This window comes from Streptomyces sp. NPDC007875, from assembly GCF_042868035.1.
GTDB classification, from domain to species: domain Bacteria; phylum Actinomycetota; class Actinomycetes; order Streptomycetales; family Streptomycetaceae; genus Streptomyces; species Streptomyces antimycoticus.
In genome coordinates, this window is the sequence record NZ_JBIADZ010000013.1 from 257,377 (window position 1) to 280,141 (window position 22,765).

23 protein-coding genes are annotated in these 22,765 nt (G+C 72.3%); 10 read left to right on the forward strand and 13 right to left on the reverse strand.

The window, feature by feature from the left end:
* Positions 1 to 21: 21 nt before the first annotated feature.
* The 7 genes from ACFYOY_RS26990 to ACFYOY_RS27020 all read left to right on the forward strand — a co-directional run bounded on the left by ACFYOY_RS26990 (position 22) and on the right by ACFYOY_RS27020 (position 6,019).
* Positions 22 to 933 (forward strand): glutamate ABC transporter substrate-binding protein, encoded by a 912-nt coding sequence (locus ACFYOY_RS26990; RefSeq protein ID WP_093470538.1) that lies wholly within the window; start codon positions 22 to 24, stop codon positions 931 to 933.
* A gap of 73 nt (positions 934 to 1,006) precedes the next feature.
* A complete protein-coding gene (locus ACFYOY_RS26995) occupies positions 1,007 to 1,654 on the forward strand; it encodes an amino acid ABC transporter permease (protein WP_059146744.1) in 648 nt (215 codons plus the stop codon).
* Complete coding sequence (locus tag ACFYOY_RS27000) at positions 1,651 to 2,595, forward strand: amino acid ABC transporter permease (protein ID WP_351879441.1); 945 nt, start codon at positions 1,651 to 1,653, stop codon at positions 2,593 to 2,595. The genes ACFYOY_RS26995 and ACFYOY_RS27000 overlap by 4 nt, the downstream gene beginning before the upstream one ends.
* A gap of 235 nt (positions 2,596 to 2,830) precedes the next feature.
* Positions 2,831 to 4,582 (forward strand): FAD-dependent monooxygenase, encoded by a 1,752-nt coding sequence (locus tag ACFYOY_RS27005; protein WP_388590137.1) that lies wholly within the window; start codon positions 2,831 to 2,833, stop codon positions 4,580 to 4,582.
* A 319-nt stretch (positions 4,583 to 4,901) separates the two neighbouring features.
* The gene (locus tag ACFYOY_RS27010; RefSeq protein ID WP_351879447.1) at positions 4,902 to 4,991 is read left to right on the forward strand and encodes a putative leader peptide; all 90 of its coding nucleotides are present in this window, start codon (positions 4,902 to 4,904) and stop codon (positions 4,989 to 4,991) included.
* A 94-nt stretch (positions 4,992 to 5,085) separates the two neighbouring features.
* Positions 5,086 to 5,628: a cysteine dioxygenase gene (locus ACFYOY_RS27015; protein ID WP_388590141.1), complete on the forward strand. Its 543-nt coding sequence runs from the start codon at positions 5,086 to 5,088 to the stop codon at positions 5,626 to 5,628.
* Positions 5,629 to 5,632: 4 nt separating this feature from the next.
* Positions 5,633 to 6,019 carry a rhodanese-like domain-containing protein gene (locus tag ACFYOY_RS27020; RefSeq protein ID WP_078644152.1) on the forward strand — a complete coding sequence of 129 codons (387 nt, stop codon included), beginning with the start codon at positions 5,633 to 5,635 and terminating at the stop codon, positions 6,017 to 6,019.
* A 174-nt stretch (positions 6,020 to 6,193) separates the two neighbouring features.
* On the opposite strand, the gene recX is transcribed toward ACFYOY_RS27020, so the two are convergent.
* The 4 genes from recX to ACFYOY_RS27040 all read right to left on the reverse strand — a co-directional run bounded on the left by recX (position 6,194) and on the right by ACFYOY_RS27040 (position 9,565).
* A complete protein-coding gene (gene recX, locus ACFYOY_RS27025; protein ID WP_351879456.1) occupies positions 6,194 to 6,805 on the reverse strand; it encodes a recombination regulator RecX in 612 nt (203 codons plus the stop codon).
* Between the two features lie 3 nt (positions 6,806 to 6,808).
* On the reverse strand, positions 6,809 to 7,948 hold the full coding sequence (gene recA, locus ACFYOY_RS27030) for a recombinase RecA (protein ID WP_351879459.1): 1,140 nt from the start codon (positions 7,946 to 7,948) through the stop codon (positions 6,809 to 6,811).
* 136 nt (positions 7,949 to 8,084) lie between these two features.
* Positions 8,085 to 9,290, reverse strand: a complete 1,206-nt coding sequence (locus tag ACFYOY_RS27035) for an AI-2E family transporter (RefSeq protein WP_351879462.1) — start codon at positions 9,288 to 9,290, stop codon at positions 8,085 to 8,087.
* Positions 9,291 to 9,370: 80 nt separating this feature from the next.
* Positions 9,371 to 9,565: a DUF3046 domain-containing protein gene (locus ACFYOY_RS27040; RefSeq protein WP_351879465.1), complete on the reverse strand. Its 195-nt coding sequence runs from the start codon at positions 9,563 to 9,565 to the stop codon at positions 9,371 to 9,373.
* 78 nt (positions 9,566 to 9,643) lie between these two features.
* Here ACFYOY_RS27040 and ACFYOY_RS27045 point away from each other — a divergent pair, with 78 nt between their 5' ends.
* Complete coding sequence (locus ACFYOY_RS27045; protein ID WP_388590147.1) at positions 9,644 to 10,636, forward strand: hypothetical protein; 993 nt, start codon at positions 9,644 to 9,646, stop codon at positions 10,634 to 10,636.
* A 19-nt stretch (positions 10,637 to 10,655) separates the two neighbouring features.
* On the opposite strand, the gene ACFYOY_RS27050 is transcribed toward ACFYOY_RS27045, so the two are convergent.
* From ACFYOY_RS27050 to ACFYOY_RS27060, 3 genes are read right to left on the reverse strand one after another with little or no spacing between them, the layout of a single operon-like run.
* A complete protein-coding gene (locus ACFYOY_RS27050) occupies positions 10,656 to 10,958 on the reverse strand; it encodes an AzlD domain-containing protein (protein ID WP_059146753.1) in 303 nt (100 codons plus the stop codon).
* Positions 10,955 to 11,695, reverse strand: a complete 741-nt coding sequence (locus ACFYOY_RS27055; RefSeq protein ID WP_388590150.1) for an AzlC family ABC transporter permease — start codon at positions 11,693 to 11,695, stop codon at positions 10,955 to 10,957. The genes ACFYOY_RS27050 and ACFYOY_RS27055 overlap by 4 nt, the downstream gene beginning before the upstream one ends.
* 1 nt (position 11,696) lies before the next feature.
* Positions 11,697 to 12,548, reverse strand: coding sequence for an AraC family transcriptional regulator (locus ACFYOY_RS27060; protein WP_388590153.1), 852 nt, complete (start codon positions 12,546 to 12,548; stop codon positions 11,697 to 11,699).
* A gap of 81 nt (positions 12,549 to 12,629) precedes the next feature.
* On the opposite strand from ACFYOY_RS27060, the gene ACFYOY_RS27065 reads away from it, so the two are divergent.
* Both ACFYOY_RS27065 and ACFYOY_RS27070 read left to right on the forward strand, forming a co-directional pair.
* The gene (locus tag ACFYOY_RS27065) at positions 12,630 to 17,294 is read left to right on the forward strand and encodes an ATP-dependent helicase (protein WP_351879477.1); all 4,665 of its coding nucleotides are present in this window, start codon (positions 12,630 to 12,632) and stop codon (positions 17,292 to 17,294) included.
* 161 nt (positions 17,295 to 17,455) lie between these two features.
* Complete coding sequence (locus ACFYOY_RS27070) at positions 17,456 to 18,262, forward strand: DNA-formamidopyrimidine glycosylase family protein (protein WP_351879480.1); 807 nt, start codon at positions 17,456 to 17,458, stop codon at positions 18,260 to 18,262.
* Here ACFYOY_RS27070 and ACFYOY_RS27075 read toward each other — a convergent pair.
* From ACFYOY_RS27075 to rimO, 6 genes are all read right to left on the reverse strand, one after another.
* A complete protein-coding gene (locus tag ACFYOY_RS27075) occupies positions 18,196 to 18,495 on the reverse strand; it encodes a hypothetical protein (RefSeq protein WP_014055329.1) in 300 nt (99 codons plus the stop codon). The genes ACFYOY_RS27070 and ACFYOY_RS27075 overlap by 67 nt on opposite strands.
* A 340-nt stretch (positions 18,496 to 18,835) precedes the next feature.
* Positions 18,836 to 19,318, reverse strand: a complete 483-nt coding sequence (locus ACFYOY_RS27080; RefSeq protein WP_351879483.1) for a DNA starvation/stationary phase protection protein — start codon at positions 19,316 to 19,318, stop codon at positions 18,836 to 18,838.
* Positions 19,319 to 19,567: 249 nt separating this feature from the next.
* Positions 19,568 to 19,954: a helix-turn-helix domain-containing protein gene (locus ACFYOY_RS27085; protein ID WP_014055327.1), complete on the reverse strand. Its 387-nt coding sequence runs from the start codon at positions 19,952 to 19,954 to the stop codon at positions 19,568 to 19,570.
* Positions 19,955 to 20,063: 109 nt separating this feature from the next.
* On the reverse strand, positions 20,064 to 20,582 hold the full coding sequence (locus ACFYOY_RS27090) for a CinA family protein (RefSeq protein ID WP_351879486.1): 519 nt from the start codon (positions 20,580 to 20,582) through the stop codon (positions 20,064 to 20,066).
* Entirely contained in the window at positions 20,579 to 21,211 is a 633-nt protein-coding gene (gene pgsA / locus ACFYOY_RS27095) for a CDP-diacylglycerol--glycerol-3-phosphate 3-phosphatidyltransferase (protein WP_351879488.1), read from the reverse strand. Before pgsA ends, ACFYOY_RS27090 begins: the two co-directional genes overlap by 4 nt.
* Positions 21,208 to 22,704: a 30S ribosomal protein S12 methylthiotransferase RimO gene (gene rimO, locus ACFYOY_RS27100; RefSeq protein ID WP_351879490.1), complete on the reverse strand. Its 1,497-nt coding sequence runs from the start codon at positions 22,702 to 22,704 to the stop codon at positions 21,208 to 21,210. The genes pgsA and rimO overlap by 4 nt, the downstream gene beginning before the upstream one ends.
* Between the last annotated feature and the right edge of the window lie 61 nt (positions 22,705 to 22,765).

Sequence of the window (22,765 nt, forward strand, 5' to 3'; positions counted from 1 at the left end):
GAACACAGAGGGATGGGCACCATGAGGATTCGTAAGACGGCCGCGGCGGCCACGGTGGTTCTCGCGCTGGCCGCGACGGCGACCGCCTGTGGCGGCGAGAAGGGCACCGCCGGCGACAAGCCGAAGGGCGGCGAGGTCTTCAGCGGCGACTACACGGTCGCGAAGGACGTGAAGATCGACTCGTCGACCCTGAAGGCGGCGCAGAAGCGCGGCAAGATCGTCATCGGCGCCAAGGCCGACCAGCCCTTCCTCGGGTTCCAGGACACCGAGGGCAAGCGCTCCGGCTTCGACATCGAGATCGCCAAGATGGTCGCGGCCGACCTCGGCTTCTCCGCGGACAAGATCACCTTCAAGACGGTGGACTCCAACGTCCGCGAGACCTCGATCTCCAAGGGCCAGGTCGACTACTACGTCGGCACCTACACCATCAACGACGAGCGCAAGAAGCAGGTCGGCTTCGCGGGCCCGTACTACCAGGCCGGCGCCGACCTCCTGGTCCGCATGGAGGACAAGGGCAAGATCACCGGCCCGGACAGCATCAAGGGCAAGAAGGTCTGCTCGATCGTCGGCTCCACCCCGCTCCAGGAGATCAAGAAGCCGAAGTACGGCGCCAAGACCACCGAGCTGAGCAAGTACTCGCTCTGCGTCAAGCAGCTGCTCGACGGCCAGGTCGACGCGGTCACCACCGACGACGCGATCCTCAAGGGTTACGCCGCCCAGCGCTCGACCAAGCTGCACGTGGTCGGCAAGCCGTTCACCGAGGAGCCGTACGGCATCGGCATGAACAAGAACGACAAGGCGCTCCGCGACGCGATCAGCGACTCGCTCGAGAAGCACATCAAGAACGGCGACTACAAGAAGGCGTACGAAGGCACGCTCGGCAAGTCCGGCTCCTCCTACGTCGCCCCGAAGACCCCCCTGCCCCGCTACTGAGCAGGATTCCCCGTTCGCCTGGAAGCCGGTGCGCTCCGCACGCCGCTGACCTGACCGCTACCGCGGAGAATCGATGAACGTACTCCTCGATCATTTGCCCCAGTTCCGTGAGGGGTTCCTGGGAACCCTCTCCATCACGGCGGCCAGTGCGGCGCTGGCTCTCGTCCTGGGCATTGTCATAGCCGGCTTCCGGGTGTCGCCCATACCGCCGCTGCGGGCCTTCGGGACGGCGTGGGTCACCCTGCTGCGCAACACCCCGCTGACCCTGCTGTTCCTGATCGCGTTCTTCGTGATCCCGCAGATCTTCTTCCCCGGAACGAGCCCGTTCGTTCTCGCCATGGGGGCGCTGGGCTGCTACACGTCGTCCTTCGTCTGCGAGGCCGTGCGGTCCGGTATCAACACCGTGCCGCTCGGCCAGGCGGAGGCCGCCCGCAGCCTGGGAATGACCTTCTTCCAGACCCTCCGGCTGATCGTGCTCCCCCAGGCCACCCGGTCCGTGATTCCCCCCATGAGCAGCATCTTCATCGCGCTCACCAAGAACTCGGCCATCGCCGGGGCGTTCAGCAACACCGAACTGTTCAATGTCTCGAAGCTGCTGAGCGACAAGGGCTTCGCGATCGGCTGGATCTTCCTGTGGATCGCGCTGTGCTACCTGGTCATCACCTTCGCCATCAGCGGTCTCTTCCGACTGCTGGAGAGCCGCCTGGAGGTGGCCCGATGAGCTCGAGCGTCCTGTACGACGCCCCCGGCCCCAAGGCCCGCGTCCGGAACCGCATCTTCTCCATCGTCGGCGGCCTGGCCGTCCTCGGGCTGATCGCCTTCGCCGCGGTGCGGCTGAACGACAAGGGTCAGTTCGCGCCCGAGATGTGGGACATCTTCAACTACGCGGGCGTGCGGACCAGCATCCGCGACGGCGTGGTCACCACCTTGAAGGTGTTCGCGGTCGCGGCGGTCCTCTCGCTGGCCCTCGGTGTCCTGCTCGCCGTCGGCCGGCTCTCGGACCACAAGGCCGTCCGCTGGTTCGCGACCGGTTTCATCGAGCTCTTCCGGGCCGTCCCGCTGCTGATCACCATCTACGTGCTGTGGGTGCTCTTCCTGACCTACCGGTCGGACCTGGGCCTCAGCGGTGACAACACCGGCTTCTGGGCCCTGGTCATCGGCCTGACCGTCTACAACGGCTCGGTCCAGGCCGAGGTGTTGCGGGCGGGCATCAACTCGGTGCCCAGGGGCCAGCGCGAGGCCGCCTACGCCCTGGGCATGCGCAAGACCCAGGTCATGATGACGGTCCTGGTGCCGCAGGCCGTACGGGCGATGCTGCCGACCATCATCAGCCAGCTGGTGGTGACGCTGAAGGACACCTCCCTCGGCTATGTCATCACCTACCAGGAGCTGCTGTTCCAGCTTCAGCAGCTGGCCGGCAACATCGTCGTCAACGACGACAACCCCTACGTTCCGGTGATCATCGTCGGCGGCGCCATCTACATCGCGATGTGTCTGGCCCTCTCCGCCCTCGCCACCTGGATCGAGCGGCGCGGCCGGCGCGCCAAGACCGGCATCCGGGTCGCGGACGCGGGCCAGCCGCTGGCGGCCGCCGACGCGCTCGACGTCGTCGACCACTCCGCGGTCGCCGCCCCGGACGCGCCCACCGGCAAGACGAACTGAGGGGTCGTCCGGGAGGACCGGGCGGACGAGCGACCGGGCGACCGGGCGGAGGTCCGTCCGGGGGCCGGGCGGACGGGTGAAACCCTTACCAGGGCGGTGGCGCACGCGCCACCGCCCTTCGTCGCTTGACGCGGGCAGCGGCAGTGGGTTGCATGCTTTCTGTGATCGCTCACCGGGTTTCAACTGCCAATTTCCGTACGTCACGTACGACCCGCAGGGCCACAGGAACCGCACCGTGGACCCGGTGATCGTCGCCGGGGCGGGCCCGGTCGGCCTCACCCTGGCCCTCGCCCTGGCGCGCCTCGAGGTGCCCGTCATCCTGCTGGACGAGTCCACGGGCGGTGAGGAGAGCCGGCTGGCCCGCACCGTCGTGCTGCGCCCGGACGCCGCCGCCCTGCTGGAGCGGCTGGGCTGCCGGGTCACCGCCCGGACGCGGCCGTGGACCGGATGGCGCACGATGCGGCGGCGGCAGCTGGTACGGCAGATGGCCCTCACGCCCGGCAGCCTCTTCGGCGGCGAGCGCGACGCCGGCGGTCTCTTCGGCGGCGAGCGCGGCACCGGCGGCTGGGACGGCGGCCTTACGAAGGCCATGGACTCCCCCGGCGGTGACGGGCCGGAGGACGAGGCGGCACCGGCGCCGATGCCATCACCGGTGCATCTGCCCCAGCATGAGCTCACCCGGGCGCTGCGGGGCTCACTGGCCGCCATCGGCGACGAGGACCTCGTCCGCATCGTCTCCGGAAGCCGGATCGACAGCCTCGAGCAGGACGACCACGGGGTCGGGGTGCGCACCCGCGGCGCCCAGGCCACCTGGTGGCGGGGCAGCTATCTGGTGGGCTGCGACGGGCCGCGGTCCACCGTCCGCAAGCTCCTGGGCGTGCGCTTCCCGGGCCGTACGGCGGTGGAGCGGCACGCCGTCGCGGCGCTGCGCGCCGAACTCCCCTGGCCCGGCGAGGCCGTGCTGCACCGCTCGCCGCCCTGGCGCAGCATCGACGCGGAAGTGACCGCCCGGCCGCTGCCGCACAGCCTGTGGCGGGTCGACTGGCTGCTGCCGCCCGGCCGCGATCTCGTCACCCCCGATGCCCTGCTGGTGCGGGTGCGCGACACCCTCACGGGGTGGTGCGGGGATTCCGAGCCCCCCTATGAGCTCCTGGACACCGGCGTGCACACCGTGCACCACCGGCTCGCGCTGCGCTGGCGCGTGGGGCGCGCCTTCCTGGCCGGGGACGCCGCCCATCTGCTGGGCGCGCTCGGCACCCAGGGGCTCGAAGAAGGGCTGCGGGACGTCGACAACCTCGCCTGGAAATTGTCCCTGGCCTGGCACCACGGGGCCTCGGAGGCCCTGCTGGACAGCTATCAGGCGGAGCGGCGGGGAGCCGTGGGGGCCCGGCTGCGCGCCGCGGACCAGGCGCTGCCGCTGGTGCGGGCGGCCGGCGGCTGGCACGCGGTCCGGCGCACCGTGCGGCCCGGTGGGGCGCGCGGGCACGATGCGCTGCTCACCGACGGTCACCTCGGGCAGGGTCCGCTGGGCGCGCCGCCGGTCTACGACCGTTCGCCGCTGGCCCCGGCGGCACCGCCGGATGGCTCGATCACGGTGGGCACGCCGCCCGGGGCGCCGGTCGCCGATGTGCCGGTGACCGCGCCGGACGGCTCGGTCGTACGGCTGCGGGAGCGGCTCGGCCGGGAGCTGCTGGTGGTCCTGGTCGCCCCCGGCACCGGCGTGTGGGACCGCCGCCACTGGATGCGGGCCGGGCTGATGCCGCGGCTGGCGGCGGCCGTCGCGGCGCTGCCCTTGCGCACCGAGCTGCTGGTCGCCGAGGCGTATCCGGGGGCCCCGGCGCACACCGTGCTGCTGGTGCGGCCGGACGGCCATCTCGCCGCCGCGCTGTCCGGGGTGCGGCCGAGCGCGCTGTACGCGTGCGCGGACGCGGCCCGGGGCGGGAATGCGGCCAGGGGCGTACCGGCGGAGGCGAGCGCGCGGCAGTAGTGCGGGATCGACCGACGAGGCCGCGCCGGGGCGTGCCCGGGCGCGCGGTCGGGTTGTCTCCGGGCGCGCGGTCAGTCCCGGGGCGCGCGGTCCACGGCCGGGCGCGCGGTCCACGGCGGCGCGCGGTCCACGGCCGGGCGCGCGGCCCGCGGCCGGGCGCGCGGCCCGCGGCCGGGCGCGCGGCCCGCGGCCGGGCGCGCGGCCCGCGGCCGGGCGCGCGGCCCGCGGCCGGGCGCGCGGTCCGTGCCAGGGCGTGCGTGGTCCGGGCGCGAGCCGGTGAGGTTGACCTTCCTTTCCGGCGCATGATTCACTTCGCAGCGTGACTGACACCTGCTTGCCTCGCTTCTGGCGGAGGGTCCATCTGGACCTGGTCCGCTATGCGGGCTGTGTCTGTCGTCCGTCCTATTGATCCGCTTCTTTCCCGCGCGGTGCGGCCGCGCCCCTTTTGCGATCACTCAGGACGGTTCTCTGTGCCCGACGTACGCACTTCCACCCCCGGTCCCGTGCGCCCTTCCACGGACGTCATCACGGGCCCGGCATACGCCCCGGCCGCTCCGCCCAGCGCCGCGGAGCTGCTCGATTTCGCCCGCCGGACCGCCGCCGACGCCGAGCTCGTCGCCTCCCTTCCGCTCGACCCGGAGGGCCGCACCTGGCTACGCCTCGACGGGCCGGGCGGCAGCGAAGCCTGGCTGATCGGCTGGCCTCCGGGCACCGGCACCGGCTGGCACGACCACGGCGGCTCCCATGGCGCCTTCGTCGCGGCGGCGGGTGCGCTCAACGAGCAGTCACTCGCCGCGCGTCTGCCCACCGAGGGCTGGAAGACCCTTGAGCTGGCCGACGATGTGGACCGCGAGCGGCGGTTGCCCGCCGGGCAGGGCCGGGCTTTTGGACCGCATCATGTGCATGAGGTGATCAATCCGTCCGACACCGAGCACGCGGTGTCGGTGCACGCCTACTATCCGCCGCTGCCACTCATGCGGCGCTACAGCCGCACCGGTCAGACGCTGCGGCTGGAGCAGGTCGAGCGGCCCGAGGAGTGGGGATAACGCGATGGGCACGACCAAGCGGAGCGTGGACGAGCTGCTGGCCGAGGCCCGCGAGGAACTCGACCGGCTGGAGCCGCTCGATGCGGCGGCGGCGCAGGTCCAAGGCGCGCTGCTGGTGGACATACGGTACGCGGCGCTGCGGGAGCGCGACGGCACCATCCCGGGGGCGCTGATCGTCGAGCGGAACGAGCTGGAGTGGCGGCTCGACCCGCAGTGCGACCACCGGCTGCCCGAGGCCACCCATCACGATCTGCGGGTCGTGGTGGTGTGCAACGAGGGCTACGCGTCCAGCTTCGCCGCGGTCTCGCTGCGCCAGCTGGGCCTGGAGCGGGCGACCGATCTCATCGGCGGCTTCCAGGCATGGCGCGCGGCGGGGCTCCCGGTGCGCTAGCGCCAGCGCGGCTCGGAGGTCACACGGCTCTGGTGTCGCGTGACTCGGGTATAGCGCGGTCGTTTGTCTCGGATGCCGCGGCCGGACATCGCTCGTTCTCGGTAACCGGCTTCACCCGATTGACCCCCAGGGCCGTCACAGCCCACAGCCCCGCCGCGACGGGGCCGCTGGGGCTCAGAGGTCCGGGAGGTGGTGCTCCAGGAGGTCCGGGTCCTCTCCCTCCTCCTCCAGTGCGCGCCGCACCACCCGCAGCGCCAGCCCCTCGGAGTAGCCCTTGCGGGCCAGCATCCCGGCGAGACGGCGGATCCGCTTCTCCCGGTCGAGGCCACGGGTGGCCCTCAGCTTGCGCTCGACCAGCTCCTGCGCCGTCCGCTCCTCCTGATCGGCGTCGAGCTGTCCCACGGCGTCGTCGATCAGGGCTGAGTCCACGCCCTTGGTGCGCAGCTCACGGGCGAGCGCCCGCCGGGCGAGCCCCCGGCTGTGGTGCCGGGACTCCACCCATGCCTCGGCGAACGCCGCGTCGTCGATCAGACCGACGCCCTCGAACCGGGACAGCACCTCCTGCGCCGCGTCATCGGGGATGCCCCGGGTGCGCAGCGCGTCCGCGAGCTGCTTACGGGTGCGTGGGGTCCCGGTGAGCAGGCGCAGGCAGATCGCCCGCGCCTGCTCCTCCGGGCCGGGCGGCGGCCCCTGCTCGGCCCTCGACAAGGAGGGGGCGCCGCTGTCCGGACGGTCCGGGCGCTCCGGACGGCCTGGGCCGTCCGGCCATTCGGTCCGCCGTGTCATGGATCAGCTCTTGGCCGCGGCGGTCTTGGCCGCCTTCGCCCCGGACTTGGCCGCCGGGGCGGCCACGGCCTTCGCCGGTGCGGCGTCGGTCACGGCCGTGGCACCAGCCGCGTCCGTGGTGGGTGCCGCGGCCGCCGGGTCCTGGGGCCTCACCCCGATGCCGAGCTTTTCCTTGATCTTCTTCTCGATCTCATTGGCGAGATCGGGGTTGTCCTTCAGGAAGTTGCGGGCGTTCTCCTTGCCCTGGCCGAGCTGGTCGCCCTCGTAGGTGTACCAGGCACCGGACTTGCGGACGAAGCCATGCTCGACGCCCATGTCGATCAGACCGCCCTCGCGGCTGATGCCCTGGCCGTAGAGAATGTCGAACTCGGCCTGCTTGAAGGGCGGCGCGACCTTGTTCTTGACGACCTTGACGCGGGTGCGGTTGCCGACCGCGTCGGTGCCGTCCTTGAGGGTCTCGATGCGGCGGATGTCGATGCGCACCGACGCGTAGAACTTCAGCGCCCGGCCACCGGTCGTGGTCTCCGGGGAGCCGAACATCACGCCGATCTTCTCGCGGAGCTGGTTGATGAAGATCGCGGTGGTCTTGGACTGGTTGAGCGCGCTGGTGATCTTGCGGAGCGCCTGGCTCATCAGCCGGGCCTGGAGGCCGACGTGGGAGTCACCCATCTCGCCCTCGATCTCCGCGCGCGGCACCAGGGCGGCGACGGAGTCGATGACGATGAGGTCCAGGGCGCCGGAGCGGACCAGCATGTCCACGATCTCGAGCGCCTGCTCGCCGTTGTCCGGCTGGGACAGGATCAGGGAGTCGGTGTCCACGCCCAGCTTCTGCGCGTAGTCGGGGTCGAGGGCGTGCTCGGCGTCCACGAAGGCGACGGTGCCGCCGGCCCGCTGGGCATTGGCCACCGCGTGGAGGGTCAGGGTCGTCTTACCGGAGGACTCGGGGCCGTAGACCTCGACCACCCGGCCGCGCGGCAGACCGCCGACGCCGAGGGCGACGTCGAGAGCGGTCGACCCGGTGGGGATGACCTCGACCGGCTCGTTTGGCCGATCGCCCATGCGCATCACGGCGCCCTTGCCGAATTGCCGTTCAATCTGTGCGAGCGCGGCGTCGAGCGCCTTCTCGCGGTCGGTTCCTGCCATGGGTCCCACCCGGTTTGCTTGAGTCGATCGCTTCACGTCCATGACGCTAGCGCCTGCCACTGACAAGCGGCCCTGACGTCCTCGGCCTGTGGATAACCTGTCGGATCCCCATCAGAATGGATGTTCGATTTTTGTGTCAACTACGCCGCACCAACGCGGCGCGCATCCGCGCGAGGGCCGACATGCCGCGCCGCCGCGTGCGCCCGTGCACCCGCAGATCGTCGGTCACGTCATAGCGCTTGATGTACGCGCCGAGGAACGCCTGCAGCGTCGCGGTCGCCGGAATCGCGATCAGCGCGCCCACCGCGCCCAGCAGCGCGGTGCCCGCTATCACCGATCCGAAGGAGACGGCCGGGTGGATGTCCACCGTCCTGGCGGTGATCCTCGGCTGCAGCAGATAGTTCTCGAACTGCTGGTAGATCACGACGAAGATCAGGACCCACAGCGCGTACCAGGGGTCGATGGTGAACGCGATCAGCATCGGCAGCGCCCCGGCCAAATAGGTGCCGATGGTCGGGATGAACTGCGAGATCAGCCCCACCCAGACGGCGAGCGCCGGGGCGTAGGGCACGCCCAGGGCCTCCAGCAGGATGTAGTGGGCGATACCGGAGATCAGCGCCATCAGCCCGCGGGAGTAGATGTAGCCGCCGGTCTTGGCGACCGCGATCTCCCAGGCGCGCAACACCTCGACCTGCCGGGTCGGCGGCAGCACCGAGCACAGCGCGCGGCGCAGCCGGGGCCCGTCGGCGGCGAAGTAGAAGGCGAACAGGGTCACCGTCAGCGTCTTGAACAACCCGCCGAGCACCTGTGCGGAGACGTCCAGCACATTGTCGGCGCTGTTCTTGACGTAGCTCTGCAGCCAGTCGGAGTGCACCAGGCTGTCCTGGATCTCCAGCCGCGACAGATGCGTGTGGAACGTGTCGTTGATCCACTTGACGACATTGTCGAGGTACTGCGGGAAGTCCTGGACCATGGTGATGATCTGATCGGCGAGCATCGAGCCGAGCAGGGTGAAGAAGCCCGCGGTGCCGATGAGGATGGCGAGAAAGACCAGCCCCGTGGCCAGCCCCCGGCGCATGCCGCGGGCGGCCATCCGGTCCACGGCCGGTTCGATCGCGAGCGCCAGGAAGAACGCGATCAGGATGTTCAGCAGAAGCCCGGTCAGCTGATCGAAGGCCCAGGTCGCAAGGCGGTAACAGGCCACCAGCGCGAGTGCGAGCACCATGGCGCGTGGCAGCCAGCGCGGCATGCGCGCGGCGGATTGCGGGGAGTCCGAGGAGGCCCGAGCGGCGCTCGGGGTGTCGTCGGCGTCGGAGGAGAGGGTCTCTTCGGTCGGGGCCACGGAGCCAGTGTGGCCTACACCGGACGAAGAAATCCGGCCACCCCGGGAAGCTGGTGCCCCCGGAGCAGCCGGAGGGCCGCTCAGCGGCTGCTCTCGGGGATCTCCATCGCGGCGCAGACCGCGCGCCAGACGTCCTTGGCCTCCCAGCCGTCCGTCAGTGCCTCGTGCACCGTCCGGCCGCCGAGTTGCGACATCACATGATCGCGCGCGAAGGAGTCGGCGTACGCCTCGCCGAAGTGGTCCGCCATTCGCTGCCAGAAGTCCGTCAACCGCATGTGACCAGTATCGCGCTCCCGGGGTGCACCCAGGCGTGAGCCCCCTACCGACCGTCTCTCGCGGCCTACGGTCTGTCCATGGATCGATCCGCAAGCCTCTCCTCCTCGCTCTCCCTTCCCACGCCCGGGCCCGCCGAGCCGCCGCAGTCGGCCGTGTCCTCCGCGCTCTCCCGCGCCGAGCGGTTCGTCTGGCTGACCGCCCGCGTGCTGGAGCAGCGCAGATTCGCGTATCACTTCCTGGGCGGCGGCGCCGAGGCGGTCGAGACCGCGCTGGCCGCGTATCTGGGGACCGACGGGGGCTACGGCCATGCGCTGGAGCCGGATCTGCGCGGCCCGGTGAGCCAGCCACTGCATGCCGTGCACGCCTTACGCGTGCTCGACGGGATCGGGCGCTGCGGCGGGCAGCGGGTGGAGCGCCTGTGCCGCTATCTGACGTCCGTGTCCACCCCAGACGGCGCGCTGCCCGCCTGCCACCCCTCGCTGCGCGGCTATCCGGCGGCCCCCTGGGTCCCGTCGGCGGACGATCCGCGCAGTGATCTGCTGACCACCGGGCCGGTGGTGGGGCTGCTGCACCGCAACGAGGTGTGGCATGCGTGGCTCTTCCGGGCCACGGACTTCTGCTGGGCGGCGGTCGCCGCCCTGGGGGAGGGCGGCGCGACGACGCGTCCGTACGAGGTCGCGGCGGCCGTCGCCTTCCTCGACGGGGCGCCGGACCGGGCACGCGCCGAGGCGGCGGCCGAGCGGCTCGGCCGCCGGGTGCGGGAGGAGCGGCTGATCGTGCCGCCGACGGCCCCCGAGGGCGCCGAGGACCGCCCCCTGCCGCCGGGGCAGGGCCCCGGTGAGCCCCTCCAGGTGCACGACATCGCCCGTACGCCCGGCTCGCTGGCGCGCCGGTGGTTCACCGACGCCGAGGTGGAGCGGTCCCTGGACGTGCTCGTGGCCGCGCAGCAGGAGGACGGCGGCTGGCCGCCGCACCGGCGCCCATGGACGCCCGGGGCCACGCTGGAGTGGCGGTCGGTGACGACCATCGAGGCGCTGCTGACGCTGCGGGCTTACGGACGGCGGATCTGAGCGCGGGCGTCCGCCGCGGTCACAGGGCCCGGACGCCGGCCGTGACGACGACGGCCACGGCGACCACCACGAGGAAGGGGGCGCGGAGCACCAGCGCGAGCGCCGCCGCCCCCACGCCGGCCGCCCTCGCGTCCAGGAGGAGATGTTGGCCGTCGCTGAAGGTCTGCTGGGCGGTGAGGGCGGCCAGCAGGGCCACGGGCAGCAGCGCGGCCAGACGCCTGACGAGCGGGCGCTCCAGGACTCCGGCGGGCACCGAGAGGCCCAGCAGCTTGACGAGATAGCAGCCCGCCGCGGTGACGCCGATGGCGATCCAGATGGTCATCGGCGCTCACCCGGCTCCGTGCCTCGCGTCATGCGCCCGTGCACCGTAAGGACGGCGGGGGCGGCGAGCGCCGCCACCAGGACCGGGACCCCGGCGGGCAGCACCGGCTGGCACAGGAGCACCAGCAGGACGCCGAGACCGGCCACGGCCCGTTCGACGGTGCCGCTGAGCATGGGGGCCAGCAGGGCGAGGAAGACGGCGGGCCCGGCGGCGTCCAGGCCCCAGGCGTCGGTGTCGCCGAGCGCGGACGCCCCCAGGGCACCGATCAACGTGGTGAGGTTCCACAGGACGTACAGCGTCAGCCCGGTGACGGTGAAGCCGAGACGCGCGGTGCGCCGGTCGGGCTGGGCGAGGGCGACGGCGGAGGTCTCGTCGATGACCCAGTGGGCCGCCAGGGGGCGCACCGCGCGCGGCAGCCCGAGGAGTCCGGACAGCCGCAGCCCGTAGAAGGCGTTGCGCACCCCGAGGAAGAACGCCCCGGCGGCGGCGGTGAACGGATTGCCGCCCGCGGCCAGCGCGCCCACGAGGGCGAACTGCGACGCCCCGGTGAAGACGAGCAGGCTGAGCGCGCAGGTCTGCAGCAGGCCGAGCCCGGCGCCCGCAGACGTCACCCCGAAGGCGAAGCCGGAGAGCCCCACGGCGACACCGACGCCCAGGGCGTCGCGGACAACGGCCGAGTCCGCCGGAGGCGCGGCGGGATCGGTTCGTATCTCTATCTGTTCTGACACACCGCGCACGTTACGAGAGCGCTTCGGATCCGGTCTTGTACGTTCTTGCGCGCTCCCGCCGGTAGGCGCCCGGTGGCACCCCCACGATGCGGGTGAAGTGACGGTTCAGATGGGACTGGTCGGTGAAGCCGACGGCCACAGCCACCTCGGCGGGCGCGGTCCCGGCGTCCAGCAGCAGTCGGGCCCGGCGGACCCGGGCGTCGGTGAGCCAGGTGTGCGGCGGCATCCCGTAGACGGCGCGGAAGGCGCGCAGCAGGGCGAAGGGACCGGTGTCCAGCTCGGCCGCCAGCCGTTCCAGGGACGGCGGGTCGGCCATGCGCTCCTGGAGGATCGCGCGGGCGCGCGCCGCCCTTCGCGCACCCGCGGTGCGCGCCGTGCGCTCGGGGAGCGGGCCGCCATGGTCGCGCAGCAGCCGGGCGAGGGCGATGCGCAGCAGGCTGTCGGCGGCCAGCGCGTTGCCCTCCTCGGCGGCCCGGTGCACCGCGGTGACCAGCCGCGCGCCCTGGGGGTCGTCGACGGAGGGGATCCGGAATCCGGCCGTGCCACGGAGTGTGGTCGTCTCGGCGGCGACACCGGCGACCAGGTCCACGGCCGGATACAGCACGCTGTACGCCCACCCCTCGGGCGCCCCCGCCCGTCCGGTGTGCGGTACCTCCGGGTTGATGAGCGCGAGCCCGCCGGGCCCGGTGCGCTCGACGGCGCCGCGGTGGTGGAACTCCTCGACACCCTCAGTGATCGCGGCGATCACGAAGGCCTCATGGGTGTGCCATACGAAGGTCTTGTGGATGTAGCGGGCCCGCAGCAGATCGACGTCCGGAAGCTGGGGGTACCGCCAGTGCCGCGCGCTCTCCCGGTTGACCATGGCACCATTGTGCGCCCCGCCCGGGCCTCCTCTGACCTGCGACTCCGTCCATTGTCAGTGGTCCGGTGCACGATGGAGGGCATGGCAGGCTCGGCGCTCGACGCATTCTCCCCGGCCACCCGCGGGTGGTTCACGGGCGCCTTCACCGCGCCCACACCCGCGCAGGAGGGCGCGTGGCGGGCGATCGGCGAGGGCTCGGACGTCCTGGTGGTCGCCCCCACCGGCTCGGGCAAGACCCTGGCCGCCTTCCTGGCGGCCCTGGACAAGCTGGCCGGCGAGCCGCCGCCCGCCGAGGCGAAGAAGCGCTGCCGGGTGCTGTATGTCTCCCCGTTGAAGGCCCTGGCGGTGGACGTCGAGCGCAATCTCCGCAGCCCGCTGACCGGCATCCGCCAGGAGTCGGTGCGGCTGGGCAGGCCCGAGCCGGAGATCCGGGTGGGCACCCGCTCGGGCGACACCCCGGCCGCCGAGCGCCGCGCTCTGGCCACCCGCCCGCCGGACATCCTCATCACCACCCCCGAGTCACTGTTCCTGATGCTCACCTCCGCCACCCGGGAGGCGCTGCGCGGGGTGGAGACCGTGATCCTGGACGAGGTCCACGCCGTCGCGGGGACGAAGCGGGGCGCCCATCTCGCGCTGTCCCTGGAGCGCCTCGACGAGCTGCTCGATCGCCCCGCCCGGCGCATCGGCCTGTCCGCGACCGTGCGGCCGGTGGACGAGGTGGCGCGGTTCCTGTCGCCGCGGCGCAGGGTGGAGATCGTCCAGCCGCCGTCGGGCAAGGAGTTCGACCTGTCGGTGGTCGTGCCCGTGGAGGACCTGGGCGAGTTGGGCGGCTCCCCCGCCCAGGAGGGCGAGGCGGGCGAGCGGCCGTCGATCTGGCCCCATGTGGAGGAGCGGATCACCGATCTCGTCCAGGCCCATCGCTCCACCATCGTCTTCGCCAACTCCCGCCGGCTGGCCGAGCGGCTGTGCAACCGGCTGAACGAGATCGCCTACGAGCGGGCCACCGGTGAGGCCCTGCCCGAGGACCACTCCCCCGCCGAGCTGATGGCCGAGTCCGGTGCTGCCCGCGGCGCGCCCGCGCTGCTGGCCCGCGCGCACCACGGCTCGGTGTCCAAGGAGCAGCGGGCGCTGGTCGAGGAGGACCTCAAGGCCGGCCGTCTGCCCGCCGTCGTGGCCACCTCCAGCCTCGAGCTCGGCATCGACATGGGCGCGGTCGACCTGGTCGTCCAGGTCGAGTCACCGCCCTCGGTGGCCTCTGGTCTGCAGCGGGTGGGACGGGCCGGCCACCAGGTGGGCGCGGTCTCCACCGGCGTCGTCTTCCCGAAGTACCGCGGGGACCTGGTGCAGGCCGCGGTGGTCACCGAGCGGATGCGCGAGGGGGCCATCGAATCGCTGCGGGTGCCCGCCAACCCGCTGGACGTGCTCGCCCAGCAGCTGATCGCCATCACCGCCATGGACACCTGGGACGTGGACGAGCTCCTGGCCCTGATCCGCCGCGCCGCGCCGTTCGCCTCGCTCCCGGAGTCGGCGTACACCTCGGTCCTCGACATGCTCGCGGGCCGCTACCCCTCCGACGCCTTCGCGGAGCTGCGGCCGCGCCTGGTGTGGGACCGCGTCGCCCATACGGTCACGGGCCGCCCCGGGGCGCAGCGGCTCGCGGTGACCTCCGGCGGCACCATCCCCGACCGCGGGCTCTTCGGCGTCTTCCTGGCGGGAGCCGACCCCAAGAAGGGCGGCGGCAGGGTCGGCGAGCTCGACGAGGAGATGGTCTACGAGTCGCGGGTGGGCGATGTGTTCACCCTGGGCACCACCTCCTGGCGGATCGAGGACATCACCCGCGACCGGGTCCTGGTCTCCCCCGCCCCCGGCGTCCCCGGCCGGCTGCCGTTCTGGAAGGGCGACCAGCTCGGCCGCCCCCTGGAGCTGGGCCGCGCCCTGGGCGTGTTCCTGCGCGAGGTCGGCGCGCTGCAGCCCGAGGACGCCCGCCTGCGGTTGCTGGCCGCCGGTCTGGACGCCTGGGCCGCCGAGAACGTCATCGGGTATCTGGACGAGCAGCGCCGTGCCTGCGGGCATGTGCCGGACGACCGCACGATCGTGGTGGAGCGGTTCCGCGACGAGCTGGGAGACTGGCGGGTGGTGGTCCACTCCCCCTTCGGTGCGCAGGTCCACGCCCCCTGGGCGCTCGCCCTGGGCTCCCGTCTGTCCGAGCGGTACGGCATCGACGCCCAGGTCATGCACGCCGACGACGGCATCGTGCTGCGGCTGCCCGACGCCGATCTGATGGGTGTCGACCTCCTCGACGCCGACCCGATGCGCCAGGGCGTGGAGTACGACACCGACCAATCCCCGGTGGGTGCGGCCGATGTCGCGTTCGACAAGGGCGAGATCAACCAGATCGTCACCGACCAGGTCGGCGGCTCGGCGCTGTTCGCCTCCCGGTTCCGCGAATGTGCCGCCCGCGCGCTGCTGCTGCCCCGCCGCGACCCCGGCAAGCGCACTCCGCTGTGGCAGCAGCGCCAGCGCGCCGCCCAGCTCCTCCAGGTGGCGAGCGAGTTCGGTTCCTTCCCGATCGTCCTCGAAGCCGTCCGCGAATGCCTCCAGGACGTCTTCGACGTCCCCGGCCTCACCGAGCTGATGGGCGACATCGAGGCCCGCCGGGTCCGGCTGGTGGAGGTGACCACCCCCGAGCCGTCCCCCTTCGCCCGCTCGCTGCTCTTCGGCTATGTGGCGCAGTTCCTCTACGAGGGCGACTCCCCGCTCGCCGAGCGCCGCGCCGCAGCCCTCTCCCTCGACGCGCGGCTGCTGGCCGAGCTCCTGGGCCAGGCCGAGCTGCGCGAGCTGCTCGACGCCGACGTCCTGGCCGAGCTGGAGCACGAGCTGCAGTGGCTCACCGAGGACCGCCGGATCAAGGACGCCGAGGGCGTCGCCGACGTCCTAAGGCTGCTCGGCCCGCTCACCGCCGCCGAGTTGGCCCACCGCGGTGCCGAGCCCGGGTGGGCCGAAGACCTGGCCGGGGCCCGGCGCGCCATCCGGGTCCGGATCGCGGGCGAGGACCACTGGGCCGCGGTGGAGGACGCGGGGCGGCTGCGAGACGCACTCGGCACGGCGCTGCCGGTCGGCGTCCCCGAGGCGTTCACCGAACCGGTCAAGGACCCCCTGGGCGATCTGCTGGCCCGCTATGCCCGCACCCACGGCCCGTTCACCTCGACGCAGGCCGCCGCCCGCTTCGGCCTCGGCGCGGCCGTCACGGAGGGCGCCCTGCACCGCCTGGCCGCCGACGGCCGCGTCGTCCAGGGCGAATTCCATCCCTCGGGCATCGGCCAGGAATGGTGCGACGCCGCCGTGCTGCGCCGGCTGCGGCGCCGCTCCCTGGCCGCGCTGCGCCATGAGCTGGAGCCCGTCCCGCCCTCGGCGCTCGCCGCCTTCCTCCCGCAGTGGCAGCATCTGGGCACCCACAGCCTGCGCGGAATCGACGGGCTGGTGCGCGCGATCGAGCAGCTCCAGGGCGCTCCCGTGCCCGCCTCCGCCCTGGAGAAGCTGGTTCTGCCGTCCCGGGTGAGCGATTACTCTCCCACGATGCTGGACGAGCTCGCCGCCTCCGGGGAGGTCGTCTGGGCCGGGGCGGGAGCGCTGCCGGGGAAGGACGGCTGGGTCACCCTGCACCTGGCCGACACCGCCCCGCTGCTGCTCCACACCCCGCACCCCCTTGAGGCGGGCCCCCTCCACCAGGCCGTCCTCGACTCCCTGGCCGGGGGATACGGGCTGTTCTTCCGCCAAATCGCCGAGCAGGCCCGCGCCGCCGGGCACGAGTTCCAGGACCCCCAGCTCGCCGAGGCCCTGTGGGACCTGGTCTGGTCCGGCCGGGTCACCGGTGACACCCTCGCCCCGCTGCGCTCCCTGCTGGGTTCGGGCCGTACGGCGGGCTCCACCGCCCACCGCGCCAAGCGCACGGTCCCCCGAGGGCGCTACGGCGGCCTTACGGGCCGCACCGGCCGACCCGCGGCATCGCGCAACGGCCCGCCCACCGTCGCCGGGCGCTGGTCCCTGCTGCCGGAGCGCGAGCCCGAGCCCACCCACCGTGCCCACGCCCTGGCCCGCACCCTTCTCGACCGGCACGGCGTGGTCACCCGCGGAGCGGTCGCCGCCGAGGGGGTCGAGGGCGGCTTCTCCGCCGCCTATCGGGTGCTGTCCGCGTTCGAGGAGACCGGCCAGGCGCGCCGCGGCTATGTGGTCGAGGGGCTCGGCGCCGCCCAGTTCGCGATGGACGGCGCGGTGGACCGGCTGCGCGCGGTCAGCACGGCCCGCGACCGCACGGCGGCCCCCGCCTTCGACGGACAGCGGGGGCAGTCCCGGCGCGCGTTCGTGCTCGCCTCGGCCGACCCCGCCAATGCCTACGGCGCCGCGCTCCCCTGGCCCGATCCGCCCGCGGACGCGGGCCACCGGCCGGGCCGTAAGGCGGGAGCGATGGTGGTGCTCGTCGACGGAGAGCTGACGCTCTACATGGAGCGGGGCGGCAAGACCCTGCTCGCCTGGCCCTCGGGCGAGGCCGAGGCCGCCTCTCCCGAGGACGACGTCCGGCTGTGGACGGCGGTGGAGTCGCTGGCCGAGTCCGCCCGCGCGGGTACGCTCGGCTCCGTCACCGTCGAGCGCGTCAACGGCGTCCAGGCGCTCTCGTCCCCGATCGGCAAGCTCCTGGAATCGGCGGGCTTCCATCCGACCCCGCGGGGCTTCCGGCTGCGTCCCTGACCGAAAGCGCCCTCGGCTCCAGATGGCTCCCCCGCCCCACATGGCGTTCTCACCGCACGTGGCGCCCTCGCTCCCCTGGCGCCCTTGATCCGAAGGGGGCTCCGCACCGGACGGAGACGGAGCGCTCCCACCTGCCTGCTCTCACGGGCATCATGGATGCCATGCCCGAAGGAGACACCGTCTGGCAGACCGCACAGCGCCTACACCAGGCCCTCGCCGGTTCTCCGCTCACCCGCAGTGACCTGCGCGTCCCCCGCCTGGCGACCGCCGACCTCACCGGCCGCCAAGTCCTTGAGGTCGTCCCGCGCGGCAAACATCTGCTGACCCGTATCGAGGGCGGGCTGACCCTCCACTCCCATCTGCGGATGGACGGATCCTGGCAGGTGTACGGGCCGGACGAGCGATGGCGTGGCGGCCCGCACCACCAGATCCGGGCCATCCTCGCCACCGCCGCCCACACCGCCGTCGGCTACCGCCTCCCCGTCCTCGAACTGCTCCGCACCGGCGACGAGGACCGGGCCGTCGGCCATCTCGGCCCCGATCTCCTCGGCCCCGACTGGGATCCGGACGAGGCGCTGCGACGGCTGCTCGCCGACCCGTCCCGGCCCCTGGGCGAAGCGCTGCTGGACCAGCGGAACCTCGCCGGGATCGGCAATGTCTACAAGTCCGAGCTGTGCTTCGTGCTGCGTGTCTCACCCTGGCTGCCGATCGGCGAGGTGTCCTCCCCTGAGCGCCTGGTGGCCCACGCCAAGAAGCTTCTGGAGGCCAACAGGAACCGGCGCGCCCGAGTCACCACGGCGGAGCCGCGCCCCGACCGCCGACTGTGGGTGTACGGGCGCCCGGGACGGCCCTGCCTGCGCTGCGGTACGCCGGTGCGCGCCGCCGACCAGGGCCGTGCGGGTCAGGAGCGCTCGACCTTCTGGTGCCCGAGCTGCCAGGCGGGACCGCAGGGGCCCGCCCCGTCCTGACGCGGAGGGCCTCCCCTGCGGGCGCCGCCCCTTCTGGGCGAGGGACCGCAGTGCACCGGCAGCAGGCTCAGCCCCCAGCCGCCGACCGCTAACGCCCCCTCCACCGGCCCGGCCTCTCCCGGCTGTATCGCCAGCCGCAGCACGGACCACCACCAGACACCACCCAGAGCGAGCGCGAGCACCCACCGGACCGGCCTGAGGCCCTGGGCGTCGGCCCCTCCGACGGCTGCCATGACTGCCTCCTTCGGCGACGCTAGACGCCTGTTCGCATACGGCGGGAGGGCGCACAGGAAGCACGTCGGCGCGTGTCGGACACTCGCGATCCCCCCAGTGTGCCCAGCCGGGCCAAACCACGCACCCAGAGCGGGCTGCCGAGTCGAAACACCAGGTCGAAGGGGCAGAAAAGAAAATCGCCCGGCGTCGGGGCGGGCCGACCACCACGGTCGCCCACCCCGAAGCCAGGCTGTCATCCGCCCCGGCGCCCAGTCGGCCTCAACTCATCCGAGGCCCGGCTCGGCGCCTCGACCAGCGTCTCAGCCGACGCCTCAGGCCCGCCCGGCCCGGGTCAGCGCCTCAGGCTCGATGGCCGCCGTTCTCGGCCTGGAACATCCAGTGGTGCTTCTCCAGGTCACGGGTGAGCTCGATGAGAATGTCCTGGGTCACCGGGTCCGGTTCATCGGTCGCGCGGATCCGCTCCCGCATCCGCGCGATCACCGCTCCAAGGGCGTCCACGAGCGTGCGGATGGCCTGGGTGTCATCGGTCCAGCCGTCCTTGACCGTGTCGACACCGCTGGTCGCGGCGACCGTCTGAGCCCGTCCGTCCGGCGCCACCCCGAGCGCCGAGGCCCGCTCCGCCACCGTGTCGGCATGATCCCTGGTCGTCGCCACGACCTCGTCGAGCTGCAAATGGATCGTGCGGAATCGCGGGCCCACGACCGTCCAGTGGATCTGCTTGCCCACCAGATGGAGGTCGACGAGATCGACGAGGGCGCCTTGCAGCGCGTCAGCGACGACCTTGAGGTGTTCCTCCGGCAGCGGGCTCCTCACCACAGACATCCGGTTCCTCCTGTTCGACCGTTTGGCCCCTCTTGATTACCTCTCTTCATGTGGGGTGACCCGAATCCGGCCGGACAAACATCGAGGCCCCGGCCGGTATGGCTACCGGCCGGGGCCTCGAAGAGCTCTGGGCCCGCCCCTATGGACTCTGGGCCCGTCCGTAGGGATCGCGTATGCGTCCCAGGCCCGGTTGTGGGGCCTTCGCGGGCTCCGCGCGGGGCTCTCGCCCCGTCTGTGGCGTCAGGGCCCTCAGGCCGCCACCACGTCCACGGCTTCCTTGGGCGACTTGATGGTCACCCGCTCCTCCGGAACGCCCGTCACGGACGTCACAGAGACGGGATTGAGCACGGGCCGCATGGGCGCCGGGACCTTCTCGGTGGTGGACGCGGCCGACTCGGCCAGTTCGGCGAGCGACAGCTCGTCGCTGACCTCGCGCATGACCTGCGACATCCGCACCTCAAGGGCGTCGCAGATCGCCGACAGCAGCTCGGACGAGGCTTCCTTCTGGCCGCGCTCGACCTCTGACAGATAGCCGAGCGACACCCGGGCGGAGGAGGAAACCTCGCGCAGAGTACGGCCCTGGCGCTGGCGCTGCCGGCGCAGCACGTCACCCAGCAGGCGACGGAGCAGAATCATCGCTGGCTCCCTCCTCGGACCTCGGATCCGGATCCTTCACGCCCCACCGTACCGCCTCGGGCTGCGCCCGTGCGGGGAGCGATGTCGTGTTCACTCAGGGCTGCAAACATCAAAACTCGTCGTGTTGTTCCGTATCCTTTGCCCCTGCTGTCGCGATCAATTCGCTGAACAGCAGGTTGACTGCGGCACGGACGGTCTGTCCGCGAATTCCGGCACGGTCTCCTTCGAGCCGCAGCGGTGCCGCGGCCACCGCCTCCGAGGGCCCCGCGACCGCCACATGAACGGTGCCCACGGGCTGGCCGTCCTGCGGTGTGGGACCGGCCACACCGGTGGTGGCCACGCCCCAGTCCGCGCCCAGCGCACGCCGTACGCCGCGGGCCATCTGCCGGGCCACCTCGGCGTCGACCGCACCGCGCTCGGCCAGCAGCGCCCGGTCCACGCCCAGCACCTCGTGCTTGAGGTCGGTGGCGTACGCCGTCACCGAGCCGCGGAAGGAACGGGAGGCGCCGTCCACCGCGGTCAGCTCGGCCGCCACCAGACCCCCGGTGAGCGATTCGGCGACGGCCAGGGTCTGCCCGCGCCGCTCCAGCAGCGCCAGCACCTCGGCCGCCGTCCCGTCGCCGCTCACCTCGTGGCCTCCTCCGCCGCCCGGCCCGCCCGGCGCAGCACGATCGCCTGCCGGACGTAGTCGAGGCCGGTGGCCACGGTAAGGATCACGGCCACGGCCATCACCCAGAACCGCAGCGTGGCCAGCGGTCCGGTGAGCGCCAGGATGTACATCCCGACGGCGGTGCCCTGCGCGAGCGTCTTCAGCTTTCCGCCCCGGCTGGCCGGAATGACCCCGATCCGGATCACCCAGAACCGCATGAGTGTGATTCCGATCTCACGGAAGAGGATCACCCCCGTCACCCACCAGGGGAGGTCGGACAGGGCCGACAGGCAGATCAGGGCCGCGCCCATGATCGCCTTGTCCGCGATCGGATCGGCGATCTTCCCGAAGTCGGTGACCAGGTTGTACCGGCGGGCCAGATGACCGTCGAAGAGATCGGTGATCATGGCGATGGCGAACGCCGCCCACGCGACGGAGCGCCACGCCGGGTCGTACCCACCATTGTGCAGCATCAACAACACAAACCCGGGCACCAGGAGCAGCCGCACCATGGTGAGGATATTGGCGATGTTCCACAAACCGGCGGGCCTGACAGCGGCCGCCGGACGGCGGTGACCTCCCGCGGCGGAGGCCGGGACACCCGTCATCTGTCCGCCTTCCCGGTGGGCTCGCCGTCACCCTGACGCTCCAGCGGCTCAAGCGGCTCCGCGACGAGGTCCACTCCCTCCGTCGCGATCACCTTCGCTTCGACCATACGGCCCACCTCCGGCTCCCCGTCGGTGCGCAGCAGCGTCTGGCCGTCGGTCTCCGGCGCCTGGTGGGCGCCACGGCCCAGGACTGCCCCGGTGTCGTCGATCTCCTCCACCAGCACCTCGACGACCTCGCCGAGCCGCTCCTCCGCCCGCTGGGCGGTCAGCTCCTCCGCGAGCCGCGAGACGCGCTCCAGGCGCTCCGCGACCACCTCGGGGTCGACCTTGTTCTCGTAACCGGCGGCCTCGGTGCCGTCCTCGTCCGAATATCCGAAGACGCCGATGGCGTCCAGCCGCGCCTCGCTGAGGAAGCGCTCCAGCTCCGCCAGGTCGTCCTCGGTCTCGCCGGGGAAACCGACGATGAAGTTCGACCGGGCACCGGCCTGCGGCGCCTTGCCTCTGATCGTCTCGAGCAGCTCCAGGAACCGGTCGGTGTCGCCGAAGCGGCGCATGGCGCGCAGCACCCCGGGCGCCGAGTGCTGGAAGGACAGATCGAAGTACGGCGCGACCTTCTCGGTCGAGGTGAGCACGTCGATCAGCCCGGGACGCATCTCGGCGGGCTGCAGATAGCTGACCCGGATCCGCTCGATGCCATCCACCGCGGCCAGCTCCGGCAGCAGCGTCTCCAGCAGCCGGATGTCCCCGAGGTCCTTGCCGTACGAGGTGTTGTTCTCGGAGACCAGCATGATCTCCTTCACCCCCTGCTCGGCCAGCCAGCGGGTCTCGCCCAGCACATCGGAGGGGCGGCGCGAGATGAAGGAGCCGCGGAAGGACGGGATGGCGCAGAACGAGCAGCGCCGGTCGCAGCCGGAGGCCAACTTCACCGAGGCGACCGGGCTGCTGTCCAGTCTGCGGCGCAGCGGGGCCCGCGGCCCGGAGGCCGGGGCCACCCCCTCCGGCAGGTCCTCGGGCGCGGTGTCCTGGGCGTGGCCGGGCAGCGCCACCGAGGCGGCGTCCTGCCGCTCGGCCGGGCTGATCGGCAGCAGCTTGCGGCGGTCGCGAGGGGTGTGGGAGGCGTGGACGCCGCCGGCGAGGATGGTCCGCAGGCGGTCGGAGATGTCGGCGTAGTCGTCGAAGCCGAGCACCCCGTCGGCCTCGGGCAGCGCCTCCGCGAGCTCCTTGCCGTATCGCTCGGCCATGCAGCCGACGGCCACCACGGCCTGGGTGCGGCCGTGGTCCTTCAGGTCGTTCGCCTCCAGCAGGGCGTCGACCGAGTCCTTCTTGGCGGCCTCCACGAAGCCACAGGTGTTGACGACGGCGACGTCCGCCTCGGTGGCTTCCTCGACGAGCTCCCAGCCGTCCGCCGCCAAGCGGCCTGCGAGCTCCTCCGAGTCCACCTCGTTACGGGCGCAGCCAAGGGTGACAAGGGCGACGGTGCGGCGTTCGGGCATGGGGTCAGACTACTTCGTCCCCACGACAGCCCCCGCTGGCAGGGCTCCCGATCTTGCTGTG

Bases quoted from the DNA above. Each gene is read 5' to 3' on its own strand.
- ACFYOY_RS26990 (WP_093470538.1), top strand. From the start codon at position 22: ATGAGGATTCGTAAGACGGCCGCGGCGGCCACGGTGGTTCTCGCGCTG.
- ACFYOY_RS26995 (WP_059146744.1), top strand. From the start codon at position 1,007: ATGAACGTACTCCTCGATCATTTGCCCCAGTTCCGTGAGGGGTTCCTG.
- ACFYOY_RS27000 (WP_351879441.1), top strand. From the start codon at position 1,651: ATGAGCTCGAGCGTCCTGTACGACGCCCCCGGCCCCAAGGCCCGCGTC.
- ACFYOY_RS27020 (WP_078644152.1), top strand. From the start codon at position 5,633: ATGGGCACGACCAAGCGGAGCGTGGACGAGCTGCTGGCCGAGGCCCGC.
- recX (WP_351879456.1), bottom strand. From the start codon at position 6,805: ATGACACGGCGGACCGAATGGCCGGACGGCCCAGGCCGTCCGGAGCGC.
- recA (WP_351879459.1), bottom strand. From the start codon at position 7,948: ATGGCAGGAACCGACCGCGAGAAGGCGCTCGACGCCGCGCTCGCACAG.
- ACFYOY_RS27040 (WP_351879465.1), bottom strand. From the start codon at position 9,565: ATGCGGTTGACGGACTTCTGGCAGCGAATGGCGGACCACTTCGGCGAG.
- ACFYOY_RS27045 (WP_388590147.1), top strand. From the start codon at position 9,644: ATGGATCGATCCGCAAGCCTCTCCTCCTCGCTCTCCCTTCCCACGCCC.
- ACFYOY_RS27050 (WP_059146753.1), bottom strand. From the start codon at position 10,958: ATGACCATCTGGATCGCCATCGGCGTCACCGCGGCGGGCTGCTATCTC.
- ACFYOY_RS27060 (WP_388590153.1), bottom strand. From the start codon at position 12,548: ATGGTCAACCGGGAGAGCGCGCGGCACTGGCGGTACCCCCAGCTTCCG.
- ACFYOY_RS27065 (WP_351879477.1), top strand. From the start codon at position 12,630: ATGGCAGGCTCGGCGCTCGACGCATTCTCCCCGGCCACCCGCGGGTGG.
- ACFYOY_RS27070 (WP_351879480.1), top strand. From the start codon at position 17,456: ATGCCCGAAGGAGACACCGTCTGGCAGACCGCACAGCGCCTACACCAG.
- ACFYOY_RS27075 (WP_014055329.1), bottom strand. From the start codon at position 18,495: ATGGCAGCCGTCGGAGGGGCCGACGCCCAGGGCCTCAGGCCGGTCCGG.
- ACFYOY_RS27080 (WP_351879483.1), bottom strand. From the start codon at position 19,318: ATGTCTGTGGTGAGGAGCCCGCTGCCGGAGGAACACCTCAAGGTCGTC.
- ACFYOY_RS27085 (WP_014055327.1), bottom strand. From the start codon at position 19,954: ATGATTCTGCTCCGTCGCCTGCTGGGTGACGTGCTGCGCCGGCAGCGC.
- pgsA (WP_351879488.1), bottom strand. From the start codon at position 21,211: ATGACGGGTGTCCCGGCCTCCGCCGCGGGAGGTCACCGCCGTCCGGCG.
- rimO (WP_351879490.1), bottom strand. From the start codon at position 22,704: ATGCCCGAACGCCGCACCGTCGCCCTTGTCACCCTTGGCTGCGCCCGT.